General features: G+C 64.4%; 15 protein-coding genes. 12 read left to right on the top strand and 3 right to left on the bottom strand.

Annotated elements, in window-relative coordinates:
* The first annotated feature begins 157 nt into the window (after nucleotides 1-157).
* From LDZ23_RS00350 to LDZ23_RS00310, 9 genes are all read left to right on the top strand, one after another.
* Nucleotides 158-1,177 (top strand): bile acid:sodium symporter family protein, encoded by a 1,020-nt coding sequence (locus tag LDZ23_RS00350; RefSeq protein ID WP_033536558.1) that lies wholly within the window; start codon nucleotides 158-160, stop codon nucleotides 1,175-1,177.
* 321 nt (nucleotides 1,178-1,498) lie between these two features.
* Nucleotides 1,499-2,536 (top strand): acyl-CoA dehydrogenase family protein, encoded by a 1,038-nt coding sequence (locus tag LDZ23_RS00345; protein WP_008351962.1) that lies wholly within the window; start codon nucleotides 1,499-1,501, stop codon nucleotides 2,534-2,536.
* A complete protein-coding gene (locus LDZ23_RS00340) occupies nucleotides 2,524-3,315 on the top strand; it encodes a PIG-L deacetylase family protein (protein ID WP_008351964.1) in 792 nt (263 codons plus the stop codon). The genes LDZ23_RS00345 and LDZ23_RS00340 overlap by 13 nt, the downstream gene beginning before the upstream one ends.
* Entirely contained in the window at nucleotides 3,312-3,923 is a 612-nt protein-coding gene (locus LDZ23_RS00335) for a class I SAM-dependent methyltransferase (RefSeq protein WP_008351966.1), read from the top strand. The genes LDZ23_RS00340 and LDZ23_RS00335 overlap by 4 nt, the downstream gene beginning before the upstream one ends.
* A gap of 202 nt (nucleotides 3,924-4,125) precedes the next feature.
* Nucleotides 4,126-5,145 (top strand): LacI family DNA-binding transcriptional regulator, encoded by a 1,020-nt coding sequence (locus tag LDZ23_RS00330; RefSeq protein WP_008351968.1) that lies wholly within the window; start codon nucleotides 4,126-4,128, stop codon nucleotides 5,143-5,145.
* On the top strand, nucleotides 5,142-6,395 hold the full coding sequence (locus LDZ23_RS00325) for an AGE family epimerase/isomerase (protein WP_008351971.1): 1,254 nt from the start codon (nucleotides 5,142-5,144) through the stop codon (nucleotides 6,393-6,395). Before LDZ23_RS00330 ends, LDZ23_RS00325 begins: the two co-directional genes overlap by 4 nt.
* Before the next feature lie 5 nt (nucleotides 6,396-6,400).
* Nucleotides 6,401-7,312: a carbohydrate kinase family protein gene (locus LDZ23_RS00320; RefSeq protein WP_008351973.1), complete on the top strand. Its 912-nt coding sequence runs from the start codon at nucleotides 6,401-6,403 to the stop codon at nucleotides 7,310-7,312.
* A gap of 65 nt (nucleotides 7,313-7,377) precedes the next feature.
* Nucleotides 7,378-7,599 (top strand): hypothetical protein, encoded by a 222-nt coding sequence (locus LDZ23_RS00315; RefSeq protein WP_008351974.1) that lies wholly within the window; start codon nucleotides 7,378-7,380, stop codon nucleotides 7,597-7,599.
* Between the two features lie 30 nt (nucleotides 7,600-7,629).
* Nucleotides 7,630-7,875, top strand: a complete 246-nt coding sequence (locus LDZ23_RS00310) for a hypothetical protein (protein WP_008351976.1) — start codon at nucleotides 7,630-7,632, stop codon at nucleotides 7,873-7,875.
* Here LDZ23_RS00310 and LDZ23_RS00305 read toward each other — a convergent pair.
* A complete protein-coding gene (locus LDZ23_RS00305) occupies nucleotides 7,872-8,522 on the bottom strand; it encodes a glutathione S-transferase family protein (protein WP_008351977.1) in 651 nt (216 codons plus the stop codon). The two genes, LDZ23_RS00310 and LDZ23_RS00305, sit on opposite strands and share 4 nt — an antisense overlap.
* Nucleotides 8,523-8,756: 234 nt before the next feature.
* Here LDZ23_RS00305 and LDZ23_RS00300 point away from each other — a divergent pair, with 234 nt between their 5' ends.
* Nucleotides 8,757-12,323 carry an indolepyruvate ferredoxin oxidoreductase family protein gene (locus LDZ23_RS00300; RefSeq protein WP_008351979.1) on the top strand — a complete coding sequence of 1,189 codons (3,567 nt, stop codon included), beginning with the start codon at nucleotides 8,757-8,759 and terminating at the stop codon, nucleotides 12,321-12,323.
* On the opposite strand, the gene LDZ23_RS00295 is transcribed toward LDZ23_RS00300, so the two are convergent.
* Complete coding sequence (locus LDZ23_RS00295) at nucleotides 12,324-13,640, bottom strand: EAL domain-containing protein (protein ID WP_008351986.1); 1,317 nt, start codon at nucleotides 13,638-13,640, stop codon at nucleotides 12,324-12,326.
* Between the two features lie 344 nt (nucleotides 13,641-13,984).
* On the opposite strand from LDZ23_RS00295, the gene LDZ23_RS00290 reads away from it, so the two are divergent.
* Entirely contained in the window at nucleotides 13,985-15,634 is a 1,650-nt protein-coding gene (locus LDZ23_RS00290; protein WP_008351988.1) for a Na+/H+ antiporter, read from the top strand.
* 223 nt (nucleotides 15,635-15,857) lie between these two features.
* Entirely contained in the window at nucleotides 15,858-16,454 is a 597-nt protein-coding gene (locus LDZ23_RS00285) for a hypothetical protein (RefSeq protein WP_008351991.1), read from the top strand.
* Between the two features lie 153 nt (nucleotides 16,455-16,607).
* On the opposite strand, the gene LDZ23_RS00280 is transcribed toward LDZ23_RS00285, so the two are convergent.
* Complete coding sequence (locus LDZ23_RS00280) at nucleotides 16,608-17,909, bottom strand: solute carrier family 23 protein (protein WP_008351992.1); 1,302 nt, start codon at nucleotides 17,907-17,909, stop codon at nucleotides 16,608-16,610.
* Nucleotides 17,910-17,983: the final 74 nt, after the last annotated feature.

Genomic DNA, 17,983 nt, shown 5'->3' with positions numbered 1-17,983 from the left:
CTCGTGCACAGGTCGTTTCATGTGGACGTGTCATCAATCGATCCAGTAAATGAATTTGCCAATTTAATCGGGTGCGAGCGAAAATCATGGTTTTTCCTGACTTGACGCAAAAAACGCCCCGCCCAGCGGCCGGCGTGTCCAAGTACGAGACTCTTTGATGGCACGGCCCAAACTTCTTCCCGACAACTTCACGCTGGCGCTCGTCGGCACCGTCATCGTCGCGAGCTTTCTGCCCTGCCGCGGCGGCGCGGCGGTCGCATTCAACTGGATCACCGATATCGCCATCGGCCTCTTGTTCTTCCTGCATGGCGCGAAGCTTTCCCGCGAGGCGATCATCGCCGGCGCGACGCACTGGCGGCTGCATCTCGTCGTGCTGCTCAGCACCTTCGCGCTCTTTCCACTGCTCGGGCTCGCGCTCAAACCGGTGCTGACGCCGCTCGTGACGCCGGCGCTCTACACCGGCATCCTGTTTCTGTGCACGCTGCCGTCCACGGTGCAGTCGTCGATTGCGTTCACGTCGATGGCAAAGGGCAACGTGCCGGCCGCCGTGTGCAGCGCGTCCGCGTCGAGCCTGCTCGGCATTTTCATCACGCCGGCGCTCGTCGGGATCGTCGTGAGCAATCACGGCGCGACGACCGGCTCGCCGTGGCACACCGTCGGCAACATCACGCTGCAACTGCTCGTGCCGTTCATTGCCGGGCAATTGCTGCGGCCGGCCATCGGCAAGTGGATCGACAGGCATCGCGCGATGCTCAAGTTCGTCGATCAGGGCTCGATTCTGCTCGTCGTGTACGTCGCGTTCAGCGAAGCCGTGAACGAAGGCATCTGGCATTCGATTTCGCTCGGGACGCTCGCGGGGCTGCTCGCGGTCAATATCCTGTTGCTGGCGGCGGCGCTGTTCATCACGGCGTTCACGGCCAAGCGCCTCGGCTTCTCGCGCGCCGACCAGATCACGATCATCTTCTGCGGTTCGAAGAAGAGTCTCGCGTCCGGCATTCCGATGGCGAAGGTGATTTTCGCGTCGCACGCGGTCGGTGCGGTCGTGCTTCCGCTCATGCTTTTCCACCAGATTCAATTGATGGTGTGCGCGGTGCTCGCGCAGCGTTGGGGCGCACGCAAGACTGCGCCCGAAGCCGCGCGCGAGAACAAGGCCGTCGGAGCGCCCGCCCGCCGCTGATTCACGCCCGTCCGCGAACGGCGCCCGCTGGTTCGCCATATTCGATCCCTTTCCAGAAGGCCGCCGCGTGCGGCCTTTTGCGTCATTTGAACCCGGCCACGCTCAAGCGACCATTCAGCCAAGCGGCATAAGCCAGAAAGCCTGACTTTTCACATCGATTCGTCGGAACGTGTTGCCGTGCGTCCGGCACTTTGGCCTACGTCTTTCGGCTGAATGGTGCTCGGGCATGTCCCTTGCCACACTCTTGTTCAAAACCGGGCAGAAACGGACACGGCGCGCCATGTGGACACAACGCATCAAACTTAAACAGCGGATGGACCGATGAACTGCGTCGAACAGCATGCGACGGCCTCCGCCTTGCGCGACTTTCTCGGCAAGTTGCCGTTTCAACGCGGCAACGCCGAAGAAACAGGCCGCGCGCTTCATGCGCTGATCGGCGCGGGTCTCGATCGCCTTCCCTTGCCGGGCCGGGGAAACACGGCTGAGCGCTGGCGCGCGTTGGGCGCGGTCGCAGCCTTCGACCTCTCTTTGGTCAAGCTCTACGAAGGCCACACGGACGCGCTCGCCATCCTCGCCGAACTGGGCGGCCCGCCACCCGACGACGGCAGCGCGTGGGCCGTCTGGGCAGCCGAACCGCCGAGCGCGCGCTTGTTGGCGCTGGGTGACGCCGGCTCACAGATCGTCGCGCTGGACGGCACGAAGGCATGGTGCTCCGGAGCGGCATCGGTCACGCATGCGCTCGTAACCGCGTGGAACGAGCGCGACGAACCGGTTCTCGCCGCCGTCGATCTGCGGCAGAACGGCGTGAAAGTCACCGGTTCCGGCTGGCAAGCGGTCGGCATGGAGGCGAGCGCGAGCGTCGACGTGCGCTTCGAGCGAGTACCCGCGCAGTTGGTCGGTCCGCCGCGTGGTTATCTCGAGCGCCCTGGTTTCTGGCAGGGCGGCGCGGGCATTGCCGCGTGCTGGTTCGGCGCTGCATCGGGCATTGCAGCGTTCGTCGCGCGCGATACAAAGCATCGCGCGGGGCCGTACAAGCTCGCGCATCTCGGTGCGATCGATACGGCGCTATCCGCGACGGCCGCGTTGTTGCGCGAGACGGCGGCGTTCATCGACCGCGAGCCGCAGGCCGACGCCATGGTGCCGACGATGCGTGCGCGCCTCGCGGCCGAACATGTGGCAACGCTGGTCGTGGAGCGCGCGGGCCGCGCGCTGGGCGCCGGCCCGCTCTGCCGCGACGCGCACTTCGCGCAGTTGATGGCCGATCTGCCGGTTTTCATTCGACAAAGCCACGCCGAGCGTGACGAAGCATCGCTCGCCGAGCACGTCATAGAGGAGGAAAGGATTTCATGGCAAGTGTGACCACGCAAGCGCCTACCGACGAAAAGGCCACTGACCGCGCCATACGCGGCGAAGGCACGCCCGAAGCCGCATGGCAGGGATGGGCGCGTCTGAATGCGCTGCCCGAAGTCGATCCGGCGGAACTGGTGCCGCTCGGCAGCCGGGCCGTCGTCGTTGCGCCACACCCCGACGATGAAATCCTCGGCACCGGCGGCCTGCTCGCTCGACTCTCGGAGATCAGCCGGCACATTCTCATCATCGCCGCAACAGACGGCACGGCAAGTCACCCGAAGTCATCCGAATGGCCGCCGGAACGTCTTGCACGCGTACGTCCGCAGGAAACGAGGGCTGCGCTGCAACGGCTGCATCTGCGTCAGGTCCAGGTAGTCCGGCTCGGGCTCCAGGACGGCGATCCTGACCAGATCGAATCGAGTTTGTCAGGATGCCTGTCGGAGTACCTTCAACCGGGCGACATAGTTTTCACGACATGGCGCTATGATGGTCACCCCGACCACGAGGCGGCCGGGCGCGCCGTTCAGTCCGCGGCACAAGCGCTCGATCTGCCTTGTGTGGAGGTGCCGCTCTGGACCTGGCACTGGGCGTCGCCGGACGATACGCGCGTGCCATGGAGCCGTGCTCGCCGCATCGTGCTCGACGGCGCCACGCATGCCCGGAAGCTCCGGGCCGTGCAGGCTTTTCGGAGCCAGCTCGACCCCGACGCCACCACCGGACAAGCGCCAGTGCTGCCCGAGCATGTGCTGGCAAGGCTTACACGGCCTTTCGAAGTCGTACTCATATGAACAACACCAACAACAATACTAAGCAGTACTTCGATACCCTTTATCGAGATAACGACGATCCCTGGAAAATCAGGCATCGATGGTATGAACGGCGCAAACGCGCGCTCCTGCTCGCCTCGCTTCCGCACGAACGCTATGCGCGCGCATTCGAGCCAGGCTGCGGCAACGGCGAACTGACGGCGCTGCTCGCGCCACGCTGCGACGAGCTGATCGCAACCGACATCGCCGAGGACGCCGTCGCGCTCACGCGGCAACGCGTCGCGGAATATCGGAACGTCGATGTCCGGCAGATGCTGCTGCCCGACTGCTGGCCCACCGGCAAGTTCGATCTCGTCGTGATCAGCGAGATCGGCTATTACCTCGACGAGCCGCAGCTATGGCACATCGTCGAGCATATACACCAAAGCTTGTCGCATGACGGCGCGGTCGTCGCGTGTCACTGGCGTCGGCCGATCGAAGGCTGGCTTCAGAACGGCGACGAAGTCCACGCAAAGCTGCGCGGCCGCATGAGTCTGCCGCTGCTAAGCCACTATTGGGACGACGATCTGATCCTCGACGTATGGACGCCCGACAAGCGCTCGGTTCACGACCGCGAAGCCTCGGCGTAATGTTTCCATATTTTTACTAAACAAACAATTCGCAAGGAATCGCATATATAACAACGGCCTACTGGTTTTCTCCAATCGTCGCGGACGCTAAGTTCGAGGCTTTTACTATACAATCGCCTCGAACAAGTGAACCGGCCGAGCGCGCGCAACATCGCGCCTGAGCGGAAAACAGCCGAGAAAAGCGGAGACAGAGAACACCACGATGGCCACCACCATTCGCGATGTCGCGCGCGCGGCAAGCGTCTCGATCGGGACGGTTTCGCGCGCGCTCAAGAATCAACCAGGCTTGTCCGAGGCGACGCGCGTGCGCGTCGTCGAAGTGGCGCAGCAACTCGGCTACGATTCGGCTCAGTTGCGCACGCGCATTCGTCGCGTGACCTTTCTGCTGCATCGGCAGCACAACAATTTCGCCGTCAGCCCTTTCTTTTCCCATGTGCTGAACGGTTTCGAGGAAGCGTGCCGCGAGCGGCGGCTCGTGCCATCCGTGCTCACGGCCGGTCCGACGCACGATCTCGCGCAGCAGATGCGCCTGCACGCGCCGGACGCTATCGCGGTCGCGGGTTTCGTCGAGCCGGAACTGCTCGCGCATCTGCATTCGCTCGCGCGGCCCACCGTGCTGATCGACCTGCGCGCGCCGGGATTCCGCTCCGTCAACATCGACAATGTGACCGGCGCGTCGCTCGCGATGCAGCATCTGTTCGCGCAAGGGCGGCGGCGCATCGCGTTCATCGGCGGATCGCTCGCGCATTACAGCATCGCGCAACGCGCGCTCGGCTATCGGAAAGCATATTTCGATGCCGGCCAGCTTTTCGATCCGACGCTCGAGGTCATGACGCAGCCGGGCCTGACCGCCGATCAGGCCGCCGCCGACGCGATGGAACGCCTCATCGCGGAAGCCCGCGCGCAATCCGGTCCCCTGCCCGACGCCGTTTTCGCCTATAACGATGCAGCGGCCCTCGCCGCGATGCGCGTCTGTCTCGCGCACGGCTTGCGCGTGCCGGACGACATCGCGTTCGTCGGTTTCGACGACATTCCGGCCGCCGCCCAAAGCACGCCGCCGCTCTCGACCGTGACCGTCGACAAGGAAGCGCTCGGGCGCCGCGGTGTCGAATTGCTGTTGGAAGATCAATCGAGCCCGCCGAGCCAGGCCGACACGCTCGTCGCCGTCAATTTCGTTCCTCGCGCGAGCTCGGGCACGAAACAGGACATCAGCACGCCATGAACATGACCGCCTCACCTGCCCTCGCGGAACCGGCGCCAGCAGAACGCGCGATCGATTTCCGCAGCCGCGACTTCCTGCTCTCCCACGTACGCGACACGCTCGCGTTCTACGCGCCGAACGCGCGCGATCCGTCCGGCGGTTTCTTTCATTTCTTCAAGGACGACGGCAGCGTCTATAACCGCACGACGCGCCATCTCGTCAGCAGCACGCGCTTCGTCTTCAACTACGCGATGGCCTTCCGCCACTTCGGCGACGCGCGCTATCGGGACGACGCGCGTCACGCGTTCAGATTCCTGCGCGACGCCCACTGGGACGCCGCGAACGAAGGTTACGACTGGGAAATCGAGTGGCACGACGGCCAGAAGCGCACGCTCGACGGCACGCGCCACTGCTACGGCACGGCGTTCGTGCTGCTCGCATGCGCGCACGCGGTGATGGCGGGCATCGACGAAGCCAGGCCGATGATCGACGAAACCTTCGCGCTGATGGAAAAGCGTTTCTGGGACGCCGACGCCGGCCTCTACGCCGACGAAGCCACGCCCGACTGGCGGCTTTCGGACTATCGCGGGCAGAACGCGAACATGCACGCGACCGAGGCGCTGCTCGCGGCTTACGAGGCGACGGGTCACGTCATCTATCTGGATCGCGCGGAAAAGATCGCGGGCAACATCACGCTGCGGCAGGCGAAGCTGTCGCACGGCATGGTGTGGGAGCATTTTCATCGCGACTGGTCGGTCGACTGGCATTACAACGAATCGGACAGTTCGAACATCTTCCGTCCGTGGGGTTTTCAGCCGGGTCATCAGATCGAATGGGCGAAGCTGCTGCTGATTCTGGAGCGGCACCGCGCGCTGCCGTGGCTCTCGGCGCGCGCCGTCGAACTGTTCGACGCCGGCTTCAACCGCGCGTGGGACAGCCGTCACGGCGGCCTCTACTACGGCTTCGGCCCGGACGACACCATCTGCGACCACGACAAGTATTTCTGGGTGCAGGCCGAAGGCTTCGCGGCGGCGGCGCTGCTCGGCGCGCGCACGGGACGCGAGCGTTTCTGGGATTGCTATGACGAACTCTGGCGCTATAGCTGGGAGCACTTCGTCGATCACGAATACGGCGCGTGGTATCGCATTCTGACGTGCGACAACCGCAAGTACGGCGACGAGAAAAGTCCCGCCGGCAAGACCGACTACCACACGATGGGCGCGTGCTACGAAGTGCTGAACGCGCTGGCCCCGACTTCGACTCAACGGTGACAAGCATGGCAAGCGAGCAAACCACTTTTCCGCAATTCGTTTCCGCGGGCGACATCCTCACCGACATGATCCGCACGGACGTGTCGAGCTGGCTTTCGCGTCCGGGCGGCGCGGGCTGGAACGTCGCGCGCGCGGTCGCGCGGCTCGGCCTGCCGACGGCCTGCGCCGGCTCGCTCGGCACGGACAATTTCTCCGACGATCTGTGGGACGCGAGCGTCGCTTCGGGCCTCGACATGCGCTTCATGCAGCGCGTCGAGCGTCCGCCCTTGCTCGCGATCGTCCACAAGACGCAGCCGCCCACGTACTACTTCATGGGCGAGAACGGCGCTGATCTCGCGTTCGATCCGTCGCGGCTGCCGCAAGGCTGGATGGAGCGCGTGAAGTGGGCGCATTTCGGCTGCATCAGCCTCGTGCGTCAGCCGCTCGGCGCGACGCTTGCCGCGCTCGCCCGTCAGTTGCGCGAACACGGCGTGAAGATCAGCTTCGATCCGAACTATCGCAATCTGATGGAGCACGGCTACGAGCCGATCCTGCGCAACATGGCGGGCCTCGCCGATCTGATCAAGGTGTCCGACGAAGATCTGCACATGCTGTTCAAAGGCATGCCCGAAGCCGACGCGCTCGCGAAAATCCGCGCGATGAACCGCCAAGCCACCGTGCTCGTCACGCGCGGCTCCTCGGAAGCCACGCTCTATGCCGGCGACGAGCAATACAGCGCGCGTCCGCCGAGCGTCGAAGTGGCCGATACGGTCGGCGCGGGCGATGCGTCCATCGGCGGATTGCTCTATAGCTTGATGGCGCGTCACGGCGAATGGCCCGAACATCTGAAGTTCGCGCTCGCGGCGGGCGCGGCGGCGTGCCGTCATTCGGGCGCGCATTCGCCGTCGCTGGATGAGGTCGAGGCGTTGCTGAAATAAGCGTCGCACGCGTTACATATCAGCGTGCTAGCATGGATTCGTCCTTGCCTGGAGGCGAATCCATCATGGAAGACACCACCTACACGAAAGGCATCTACACCGCGACGATCGGCGTGCGCGCCATCGACGGCGGTCAGTACCAGGGCCTCGTCTCGCTCGCACGCGACGACGGCGAAGATACCGAAGCGACGCTCTACGAAGTGGAAGCCGCGTCGGGCAACGAAGAAGAAGCGCTCAACGAAGCGCGCGCGCTCGCGCACCGCATCCTCGGGGAAATCGAGTTGTAGCCACGCTGCATGGCCGCATCGGAGGACAACATGCCGGAGCAGATCTTCCTTTATGGCGTCTACGCCATCCACGTGAGGCCGGTCGAGCTGCAGGGCTCGCGCTGGGACGCGGAGTACGAGATCCGTCATCACGACAAGGCGGTGCAGACGTGGACGACCGTCGGCGGCGACGACGGTCTCGCCGATCGCGCCGAAGCCGTCGAGCTGGCGCATCGGCGCGCGGTGTCGGATATCGAAGCCGGCGCGGGCATTCCCAAGCCGCGCGCGTTTCCCTAACTCTCGCTCGACGAATGCACGACGCCCGCGTGGCTGTTCAGCGCCAGCCGCTCGGCCTCGCGATGATCGATCGCTGACGCGCGCTCGTAGCCCTCGCGCCCGAGCGCGCGTTCGACGTAATCGAAAAGCACGCCCTGCGGCTCGATCAGCTTCGCCTTGAACGCGATCTGCAGCGTGCTCGCCGCGAGAATGTCCGCGGCGGTGAATTGCTCGCCGAGCAGCCACGGCCCCTCTTCCAGCGCGTTTTCGATCGCGTGCTCGACGCGCGCGAGATCGCCCCATCCGAAACTCACCGTGTTGCCTTGCGCGCCGGTCACGCGTTCGGCCATCGCGGGTTCGAGACACGAACCGGTGAAAAACATCCACTGCAGAAAGCGCCCGCGCGACGGATCGTGCAGCGGCACGCCGAGCGTCGTTTCCGGATAGCGATCCGCCAGATACAGCAGCACCGCGCCCGATTCGGCCACGCGCACGCTGCCGTCTTCCAGCGCGGGCAGCTTCGACATCGGATTGACGCGGCAGAAGTTCGGATCGTTCTGCGCGCCCGCTCGGATGTTCACGAACTCCAGTTGATACGGCACGCGCATTTCTTCGAGCATCCACAGCGCGCGAAAGGCGCGCGTCTTCGGCCAGTAAAAGAGCTTCATCGGCTGCAATCGGGTTGGCTGTCGAGGCATTCAGGTTAGCCCTTTCGCGCGCCGACGCCCGATCCGGGTTTACGCGAAGCCCGGACAGATCGAGGAAATTTCTCTCGCGTATCTCGAAAATCAGCCCGATGTTTCTCGGCGCGACGGTATTCGCTGCGAGTAAGCAAAAACATTCCGCTTTTGTCGGCAAAGAATGTCGCATTGCCTCGCATACCTACAAGACACGGAGATCTCATGAACGCGCGCGTCCCCGCCGATGCCTTTTTTCCTCCCGCGCTGTCGGACTATCAACTCGGCGACAACCTCTCCGCCACGAAAGGCCGGATCTTCCTCACCGGCACGCAGGCGCTCGTGCGTCTCGTTTTGATGCAGCGCGAACTCGACCGCGCCGCCGGCCTGAACACCGCTGGCTTCATCAGCGGATATCGCGGCTCGCCGCTCGGCATGGTCGATCAGCAATTGTGGAAAGCGAAGAAACTGCTCGCGTCGCACGATGTGCGCTTCTTGCCCGCGATCAACGAGGAACTCGGCGGCACGGCCGTGCTCGGCACGCAGCGCGTCGAATCGGACGCGGAACGCACCGTCGATGGCGTGTTCGCGATGTGGTACGGCAAAGGCCCGGGCGTCGATCGAGCAGGCGATGCGCTCAAGCACGGCAACGCGTACGGCTCGTCGCCGCACGGCGGCGTGCTCGTCGTCGCGGGCGATGACCACGGCTGCGTGTCGTCGTCGATGCCGCATCAGAGCGATCAGACGATGATCTCCTGGCACATGCCGGTGGTGAATCCGTCGAACGTCGCCGACATGCTGGAGTTCGGCATCTACGGCTGGGCGCTGTCGCGCTTTTCGGGCGCGTGGATCGGCTTCAAGGCGATTTCGGAGACGGTCGAATCCGGCTCGACCGTCGATCTCGATGCGCTCAGGCTCGACTGGCAAGCGCCGCAAGATTTCACGCCGCCGGCGGGCGGCCTGCACAACCGCTGGCCCGATCTGCCGAGCCTCACGATCGAAGCGCGTCTCGCCGCGAAGATCGAGGCCGTGCGCCACTTCGCGCGCACGAACAGCATCGACAAGTGGATCGCGCCGAGCCCGCGTGCGAACGTCGGCATCGTGACGTGCGGCAAGGCGCACCTCGATTTGATGGAAGCGCTGCGCCGCCTCGATCTCACCGTCGACGATCTCGACCGCGCGGGCGTGCGGATCTACAAGGTCGGGCTGTCGTATCCGCTCGAAACGACGCGGCTCGAGACCTTCGTCGAAGGTCTGAGCGAAGTGCTCGTCATCGAGGAGAAAGGCCCGGTCATCGAGCAGCAGATCAAGGATCATCTGTATAACCGCGTCGACGGCGCGCGGCCGATCGTCATCGGCAAGAACGCTCGCGACGGCGCGCAACTGCTTTCCGCGCTCGGCGAATTGCGTCCGTCGCGCGTGCTGCCGGTGTTCGCGGACTGGCTCGCGCGTCACAAGCCGGCGCTCGATCGCCGCGACAAAGTGGTCGATCTGGTCGCGCCGCAAATCCTGTCGAATGTCGCCGATGCCGTGAAGCGCACGCCCTATTTCTGCTCGGGCTGCCCGCACAACACCTCGACGAAAGTGCCGGAAGGCTCGGTCGCGCAGGCGGGCATCGGCTGTCACTTCATGGCGTCGTGGATGGAGCGCGACACGACCGGTCTCATCCAGATGGGCGGCGAAGGCGTCGACTGGGCGTCGCACTCGATGTTCACGAAAACGCCGCACGTCTTTCAGAATCTCGGCGACGGCACGTACTTTCATTCCGGCATTCTCGCGATTCGTCAGGCCGTGGCCGCGAAGGCGAACATCACGTACAAGATTCTCTATAACGACGCCGTCGCGATGACGGGCGGCCAGCCCGTCGACGGCAGCATTTCCGTGCCGCAGATCGCGCGTCAGGTCGAAGCCGAAGGCATCGCGCTGCTCGTCGTCGTCAGCGACGAGCCGGAGAAATACATTGGTCACGAAGATCAGTTTCCGCGCGGCACGACGTTTCATCATCGCGGCGAGCTCGACGACGTGCAGCGCCGTCTGCGCGACACGCCGGGCGTCACCGTGCTCATCTACGATCAGACGTGCGCCGCCGAAAAGCGCCGCCGCCGCAAGAAAGGCGAGTTTCCCGATCCGGACAAGCGGCTTTTCATCAACGAAGCCGTCTGCGAAGGCTGCGGCGATTGCGGCGTGCAATCGAATTGCCTGTCGGTCGAGCCTGTGGAAACGGAACTGGGACGCAAGCGCCGCATCGATCAGTCGTCGTGCAACAAGGATTATTCGTGCGTGAACGGCTTCTGCCCGAGCTTTGTCACGGTCGAAGGCGCGAAGCTCAAGAAGGCCGAAGGCCACGCGTTCGATCCCGCCGAACTCGCGCGCCGCGTCGATGCCTTGCCGCTGCCGCAAGGCCAGCTCGATAACGCGCCGTACGACATCCTCGTGACGGGCGTCGGCGGCACGGGCGTCGTGACGGTCGGCGCGCTCATCAGCATGGCGGCGCATCTGGAAGGCAAGAGCGCGTCGGTGCTCGATTTCATGGGCTTCGCGCAGAAAGGCGGCTCGGTGCTCTCGTTCGTGCGCTTCGCCGCGACCGATGCGCTGCTCAATCAGGTACGCATCGACACGCAACAGGCGGACTTGCTGCTCGCGTGCGACATGGTCGTCGGCGCGAGCCCGGAAGCGCTGCAGACGGTGCGGCACGATCGCACGAAGATCGTCGTGAACACGCACGCGATTCCGAACGCGAGCTTCGTGCAGAACCCCGAAGCGAATCTTCACGCGGATGCGCTGCTCGACAAGATGCGTCACGCCGCCGGCCCCGCCGCGCACGACGCGATGCGCCGTTGCGACGCGCAAGCGCTCGCCCAGCGTTTTCTCGGCGACACCATCGGCGCGAACATTCTGATGCTCGGCTTCGCGTGGCAGCTCGGCCTCGTGCCGCTGTCGCTCGCAGCGTTGATGCGCGCGCTCGAACTGAACAACGTCGCGGTCGCGGCGAACAAGCTGGCGTTTTCGATCGGCCGTCTCGCCGCGCACGACATGAAAGCGCTCGAATCGCTGACCGCTTCGACGCAGCCGAAGCGCATCGTCATGGCGGATATGCCGCTCGCGGAACTCATCGGCGATCGCGAAGCGCGCTTGCTCGCGTATGGCGGCAAGAAGTTCGTCGGGCGCTATCGGTCGCTGCTCGCGAAGGCATCGGCGAATGAGGACGTGAAGCGAGCCATCGCGATCTCGTTCTACAAGCTGCTCGCCGTGAAGGACGAATACGAAGTCGCGCGCCTGCACGCGGACCCGGCGTTCCGCGCCGCGCTCGGCGCGCAGTTCGAAGGCACGGCAGGCTCGGATTACGCGGTGAAGTTCAACTTCGCGCCGCCGGTTCTGTCACACGGCGCGCCGAAGAAGAAAGTGTTCGGCCAGTGGATGTGGCCGGTGCTCGGCGGTCTCGCGAAGTTTCGCGCGCTGCGCGGCACCGCGCTCGACGTCTTCGGACGCACGCTCGAACGCCGCATGGAGCGTCAGCTCGCCGACGACTTCGAGATCACCATGACGCGCGCCTTGTCCCGCCTGAACGCCGACAACGCGAAGGACGTGCAAGCCCTCGCCGCGCTGTTCGAGAAAGTGCGCGGCTACGGACACGTCAAGCTCGCGAACGTCGCGATGGTCAAGCGCAGCGAACGCGACATCGCGGCGCGCATCGGCATCGAAGCGGCGACGGGCGACGCGGTGCGCGCCTCCATCGATTCGATGAAGGGCGCGGCATCGCTGAAGGGGATTCCGGTCGTCGTGGCGAAGTAATCAGTCGATATCGTCGGGCAGCCAGTCGATATCGCCGCACAGCACGCAGCGCTTGCCCTGCGCGCGCGTCTCCACGGAGAGCGTGACGCAGGGCATCGCTTCGTTGATCGACAGATACGGCTTCGTCACGTGCACGCGCTCGGGATCGCCGAGGGCCGCGCGGAAGTACGGACGGCGCAGCCAGTTCGCGCCCTGCGCATCGATGAGCGGCAGAAAGCGCGCTTCGTGCGCGGCGCGGTCGGCGCGCAGCACGACGTTGCGGCCGGCCTGCTTGCCGTTCTGATCGAGCAGAAAACAGCGCGCGGCGTTATCGAGCGCGAGGAAATTCCAGCAGACTTCTTCGAGCGGCTCCCCCGCCGCGAGCCGCTCGGCCGCGCGCTCGAACGCGCGGATATACGGCTGAAGCCTCGTCGCGACGCGCCGTTCGCGCGCTTCGGTCTGCAGTCGGTAACGCTCGGTCAGCTCGCCGATCACGTTTTGCGCGTGCGCGCTGTCCGCGAGACCCGGATGCGGCCGCGCGAAGAAAAAGCCCTGCACGAAATCCGCGCCGCTCGCGAGCGCGAGTTGCGCCTCGTGCTCGGTCTCGACGCCTTCGATCAGCACGAGCTTGCCCGCCTGATGCAGCAACGACACGATGCCCGACAGCACCGCCTCCATGTTCTGCCGCTGCTTGAGCGAGCGAGCGGACAGCGGCGCGTGAACGTTGTGGCCGGCGTGCGAAAGCATGACGCGATCGAGTTTGACGATGTCCGGATCGAGCTGCCAGATCCGTTCGATGTTCGTGTGCCCCGCGCCGAAATCGTCGAGCGCGATGAGAAAGCCGTGGTCGCGGAACTGCTGCACCGCGAGCGCGAGCCGCTCGATATCCTCCGCGCTTTGCTCGAGCACTTCCAGCACGACGCGGCGCGGCTCGAGATTCAGGCGCTTCAGATTCGCGAGCAGCGCGGCGGCGTGATACGGCTCGGTCAGCGCGCCGGGATGCACGTTGAGAAAGAGCCATTCGTCCTTCGCGCCGAGCATCCTGAAGTTTTCCAGATGTAGCGCCTGCGCGAGCCGGTCGATCTGCAACGCCTCGCCGACGCGCGATGCCTGCCCGAACACATCGAGCGGCGACACCGGGCGATCGAGCGCATCGTGCGCGCGCAGCAAGCCCTCGTATCCGACGGCGCGCATGTGCGACAGACTGAACACCGGCTGAAAGACGCTCGATAACGTCAACTCGCCGTGTTCGACCGAATAGCGATCGAAGCCCGATGTCACGCCTAGCTCGAAGCTGCGCGCGGAAACCGTCGTCTTCTCGGGATTTGCGATCATCATGCCGATGCCCTCGCCTGAACGCCGTGGCGAAACGCACTCGGCTGCGTGATGCCCCATACCATTGTCATAAGAACTGCCCTCGGTGATCTCGCCGGGAGTCTCTCTGTCCCGTGGCTTTCGGTAAAGCAAGCTCCATGCGCAGAGCGCGCTGCGCGCAGCCGGTGTTTTGCGTCCCGCGTGCACCGTCAGCAGGCGATTTCAGGTGCACGCGCACCGTCGCGGTGCGAAAGCCGGCGGCGCGTCCGCTGCCCGCATCGCGAGCAAACGCTAAACTTTGCGCTCATCGAAACAATGCTAGACGCCGCGCGCACAGCCGTTCGTGCGTCTGGTGCAGTAGCGCACACATGGAAATCGTTTTTACCGTTCTCATTCTTCTGCTGGCTGTCGCGCTTTCGGGATTCGGACTGAGCCTGCTTCCGATCAAGCTGCCGCTGCCGCTCATCCAGATCGCGATCGGCGCGTGCCTCGCGTGGCCGGGCTTCGCGCTGCACGTCACGTTCGATCCTGAACTTTTCATGCTGCTTTTCATTCCGCCGCTGCTGTTCGCGGACGGCTGGCGCATACCGAAGCGCGAGTTGTACATGCAGCGCCGCGCGATCCTGATGCTTGCGCTCGGGCTCGTGTTCATCACCGTCGGCGTGCTCGGCTATTTCCTGCACGCGATGATTCCGTCGATGCCGCTGCCCATCGCGTTCGCGCTCGCCGCCGTGCTTTCGCCGACCGATGCCGTCGCGCTGACGGGCATCGCCGGGCGCAACCGGATTCCCGCGAACCTGATGCACGTTCTCGAAGGCGAGGCGCTGATGAACGATGCGTCGGGCCTCGTCGCGCTCAAGTTCGCGATCGCGGCCGCGCTGACGGGCGTGTTCTCGCTGCGCGACGCGACGGTCAGCTTTTTCATCATCGCGGCGGGCGGGTTGGCGATCGGCGCGGCGATCAGTTGGGCCGTCACCGAGATTCCGTCGCGCCTGCTGAAATTCTCCGACGACGACGATCCCGCCGCGGGCGTCATCCTCACGATCCTGATTCCGTTCGCGTCGTACGTGATGGCCGAGCACGTTGGCTGCTCGGGCATTCTGGCGGCGGTGTCGGCGGGCATGATGATGAACATCCAGAGCTTGCGCGAAGGCATTCCGAGCGCGGTGCGCGTGCGCATGACGAGCACCTGGACGATGATCGAATTCGTCTTCAACGGCATGGTGTTCATCCTGCTCGGGCTGCAGTTTCCGCACATCATCGGGCAGGCGCTGATCGAGGCGCATCACGACGGCAACGCGCAGGTGGGGCTGTTGATCGGCTATGTGTTCGCGACGCTGATCGCGCTTTATGCGTTGCGTTTCGTGTGGGTGTATTCGCTGCGCTGGGTCGCCGCGCGCCGTACGGCGAAGCAGGGCCTCGACAGCGCCGCGCCCGGTTTTCGCACGCTGGCGCTGACGACGATCGGCGGCGTGCGCGGTGCCGTGACGCTGGCGGGCGTGCTGTCGCTGCCCGTGACGCTCGCCGGGCGCGATCTGGCGATTTTCATCGCGTCGGCGGTGATTCTGGCGTCGCTCCTGATCGCCGTCGTCGGCTTGCCGCTGATGCTGCGCGGCATCGAGCGCGAGAAGAATCCGCATGCGGTGGAGGAGCGCATGGCGCGTCGTCGCGCGGCGCAGGCCGCGATTCGCGCGATCGACGATACGCATGATGAGCTCATCGAACAGATGGACGAAGCCGCGTCCGCGCGTTGCGCCGATTCGACCGCGCGCGTGATGAGCATGTATCGCAGACGGCTGGAATCGCTCGGCGACGAAGAAGCGTCGCGCAAGGCCGCGAAAAAGAGCGAAATGGTGGAGACGCGGTTGAAGATGGCGGCGTTGCGGGCCGAGCGAGCGGAATTGCTGAAGCTGCGCTCGTTGCAGCATATCAACGATGAAACGCTCAATAAGCTGATGCGGGAGGTGGATCTTTCGGAGACTGCTATTGTGAATCGGAAGCGGGGGAGTGGTGGGTAGGGGCTTTGAGGTTTTTGCCGTGGTCTTGATTCTTGGTGTGTATTGGCCTCGTTCCTGTGTTAAGACTATCTCGCCTCGCCTGAACGCGCAAAAACAACACTGATTCTCCCGTCCGGCGTATCGACTGATTTTCGCAAGAGCGGCGCGTCAAAATTCACACACTTATTAAACGGCTTGCACGATATTCTTCGCATGGCTAACTTAGGCGCGGCTCTTTCGCTCGATGCCCACGACAACAGACGACATACCTGACGCCATCAGGACGCTTGTCACTGCCGAGCCGACGCCGGTCAAGCGCCTGAAGCACATGTGGATAAGCGGTCTGTCCAAACCCGACGGGCACGTGATGCGCGCAGCGGTGAAGGACAGCGAGCCGGAATTGACCTTGCTCGACCTCGATCATGCAATCGGCCTTCCCGGACCGGCCAGCCCGCTGCTGACGCAAGCACTCGCGGCTGAATTGATGCGGTACGGGCAAGGTCCGCAGGTCGTAGTCACGCCTGCCGCCGAAGGTGTCCGGCTGAATTTGCTCGGCAAGGACTATGCCCCGCTCGCGCGCCGTCGAGCCGAACCTGAGCCTGATTCGAATGTCGACTTCATACGGCTTCGTTTGCCTGACCGTGTTGCTGCTGATCCTGGGCGAAGCGGGCGAGTTCGGCCCTGGCTAGTTTTGGAGTATCGCGGCCGCGGGGCTAGGCTTTCTGTTGATAATTCAGCCCGCTGCGCAGATCTTCAAGCGGCGCACAGTGACTCAGGAGTTCTACGAGCGAGCGCGTTCGGGGGGATGAAATCGATCAGGAAGAGCGGATGGATCGGCTGAGGTGGCGACGCGCGCTGTGGCGCGTCGATCGCTGAGCCAGCGCGTCTGCGACGGACGCGCTTGCGCGGTTTGAGGGACGTCATCCAGCGATGCCGCCCCGTACGAGCGCAATGTCCTCAAACCCAAGAAATTAAAACCGAGCGGCAAAAACCCTCAAACCACCGCCGCCCCCCGCCGCCGCAACAGCGCATAAAAGATGATAGCGCCGAACGTAGCCGTCCCGATGCCACCGAGAGCGAACCCACCGAGCTTCAGCGTGAAATCCCCGGTCCCGAGCACGAGCGTCACCGCCGCAACGATCAGATTCCGGTTATCCGAAAAATTCACCTTGTTTACGACCCAAATGCGCGCGCCCGTCACCGCGATAAGCCCGAACACGACGATCGACACACCGCCGAGCACCGGCCCCGGAATCGTCTGAATCAGCGCGCCGAACTTCGGCGAAAACCCGAGCACGATCGCGAACAGCGCCGCGATCACGAACACGAGCGTCGAATAGATCTTCGTGACGGCCATCACGCCGATGTTCTCGGCATACGTCGTCACACCGGTGCCCCCGGCAAAGCCCGATGCAATCGTCGCCAGCCCGTCGCCGATGAACGCGCGTCCGATGTACTTGTCGAGACTCTTGCCGGTCATCGCGCCGACAGCCTTGATGTGCCCGAGATTCTCCGCGACGAGAATGATCGCGACCGGCGCGATCAGCGTCATCGCCGGGGCTTCGAAGACAGGCGCGGTGAAGTGCGGCATGCCGAACCACGCAGCGTTCGCGACGATCGAAAAGTCGATCGGCTTGCCCATGCCCATCCCGTTCGTGAGCGCCGCATAAATGATGTACGCGATCGCGAGGCCGATCAGGATCAGCAGCCGCTGCGCCATCCCGCGCGCGAACACCGCGACGCCGCCCACGCACAGCACGGTGACGAGCGCCATCCACGATTCGAAGCTGCTGCCCATCACGCCTTTCACCGCGATTGGCGCGAGATTCAGCCCGATCACGCAGACGATCGCGCCCGTCACGACCGGCGGCATCAGCGCTTCGATCCACTTCGTGCCGACCGCCGCAACGATCAATCCGATGATCGTGTAAGCCACGCCGCACGCAATGATCCCGCCGAGCGCCACCGGTATGTTCAGGTTCGGGCCGTGACCGCTGTATCCCGTCACCGCGATCACGAGGCCAATGAACGCGAAGCTCGAACCGAGATAACTCGGCACGCGCCCGCCGACCAGCACGAAAAACAGCAACGTGCCGATGCCCGACATGAAGATGCACAGATTGGGATCGAAGCCCATCAAGAGCGGCGCGAGCACGGTCGAGCCGAACATCGCGACGACGTGCTGAACGCCCATCGCGATCATCTGCGGCCAGGCGAGGCGCTGGTCGGGCCCGACGACGCGACCCTCCTGGGCGTCCGGCTGGACCGGCCAGCGCGGGAAATAGGAATCGGACATCGGCGGGGCTCCTTGGCGGCGGTGAGGCGCCGCTCCGTGCGGCGCGCTCGATCTGAAAAAATCAGGCGCGAGTG

It is taken from the genome of Caballeronia zhejiangensis, assembly GCF_022879815.1.
In the GTDB taxonomy this organism is placed as follows: domain Bacteria; phylum Pseudomonadota; class Gammaproteobacteria; order Burkholderiales; family Burkholderiaceae; genus Caballeronia; species Caballeronia zhejiangensis.
This window is presented reverse-complemented; position numbering and strand designations above follow the sequence as displayed.

What these genes read in the sequence shown, in the direction of transcription:
- LDZ23_RS00345 (WP_008351962.1), top strand. Translation starts at nt 1,499, where the DNA reads ATGAACTGCGTCGAACAGCATGCGACGGCCTCCGCCTTGCGCGACTTT.
- LDZ23_RS00335 (WP_008351966.1), top strand. Translation starts at nt 3,312, where the DNA reads ATGAACAACACCAACAACAATACTAAGCAGTACTTCGATACCCTTTAT.
- LDZ23_RS00290 (WP_008351988.1), top strand. Translation starts at nt 13,985, where the DNA reads ATGGAAATCGTTTTTACCGTTCTCATTCTTCTGCTGGCTGTCGCGCTT.
- LDZ23_RS00350 (WP_033536558.1), top strand. Translation starts at nt 158, where the DNA reads ATGGCACGGCCCAAACTTCTTCCCGACAACTTCACGCTGGCGCTCGTC.
- LDZ23_RS00305 (WP_008351977.1), bottom strand. Translation starts at nt 8,522, where the DNA reads ATGAAGCTCTTTTACTGGCCGAAGACGCGCGCCTTTCGCGCGCTGTGG.
- LDZ23_RS00330 (WP_008351968.1), top strand. Translation starts at nt 4,126, where the DNA reads ATGGCCACCACCATTCGCGATGTCGCGCGCGCGGCAAGCGTCTCGATC.
- LDZ23_RS00325 (WP_008351971.1), top strand. Translation starts at nt 5,142, where the DNA reads ATGAACATGACCGCCTCACCTGCCCTCGCGGAACCGGCGCCAGCAGAA.
- LDZ23_RS00310 (WP_008351976.1), top strand. Translation starts at nt 7,630, where the DNA reads ATGCCGGAGCAGATCTTCCTTTATGGCGTCTACGCCATCCACGTGAGG.
- LDZ23_RS00295 (WP_008351986.1), bottom strand. Translation starts at nt 13,640, where the DNA reads ATGATGATCGCAAATCCCGAGAAGACGACGGTTTCCGCGCGCAGCTTC.
- LDZ23_RS00300 (WP_008351979.1), top strand. Translation starts at nt 8,757, where the DNA reads ATGAACGCGCGCGTCCCCGCCGATGCCTTTTTTCCTCCCGCGCTGTCG.
- LDZ23_RS00320 (WP_008351973.1), top strand. Translation starts at nt 6,401, where the DNA reads ATGGCAAGCGAGCAAACCACTTTTCCGCAATTCGTTTCCGCGGGCGAC.
- LDZ23_RS00340 (WP_008351964.1), top strand. Translation starts at nt 2,524, where the DNA reads ATGGCAAGTGTGACCACGCAAGCGCCTACCGACGAAAAGGCCACTGAC.
- LDZ23_RS00280 (WP_008351992.1), bottom strand. Translation starts at nt 17,909, where the DNA reads ATGTCCGATTCCTATTTCCCGCGCTGGCCGGTCCAGCCGGACGCCCAG.
- LDZ23_RS00285 (WP_008351991.1), top strand. Translation starts at nt 15,858, where the DNA reads ATGCCCACGACAACAGACGACATACCTGACGCCATCAGGACGCTTGTC.
- LDZ23_RS00315 (WP_008351974.1), top strand. Translation starts at nt 7,378, where the DNA reads ATGGAAGACACCACCTACACGAAAGGCATCTACACCGCGACGATCGGC.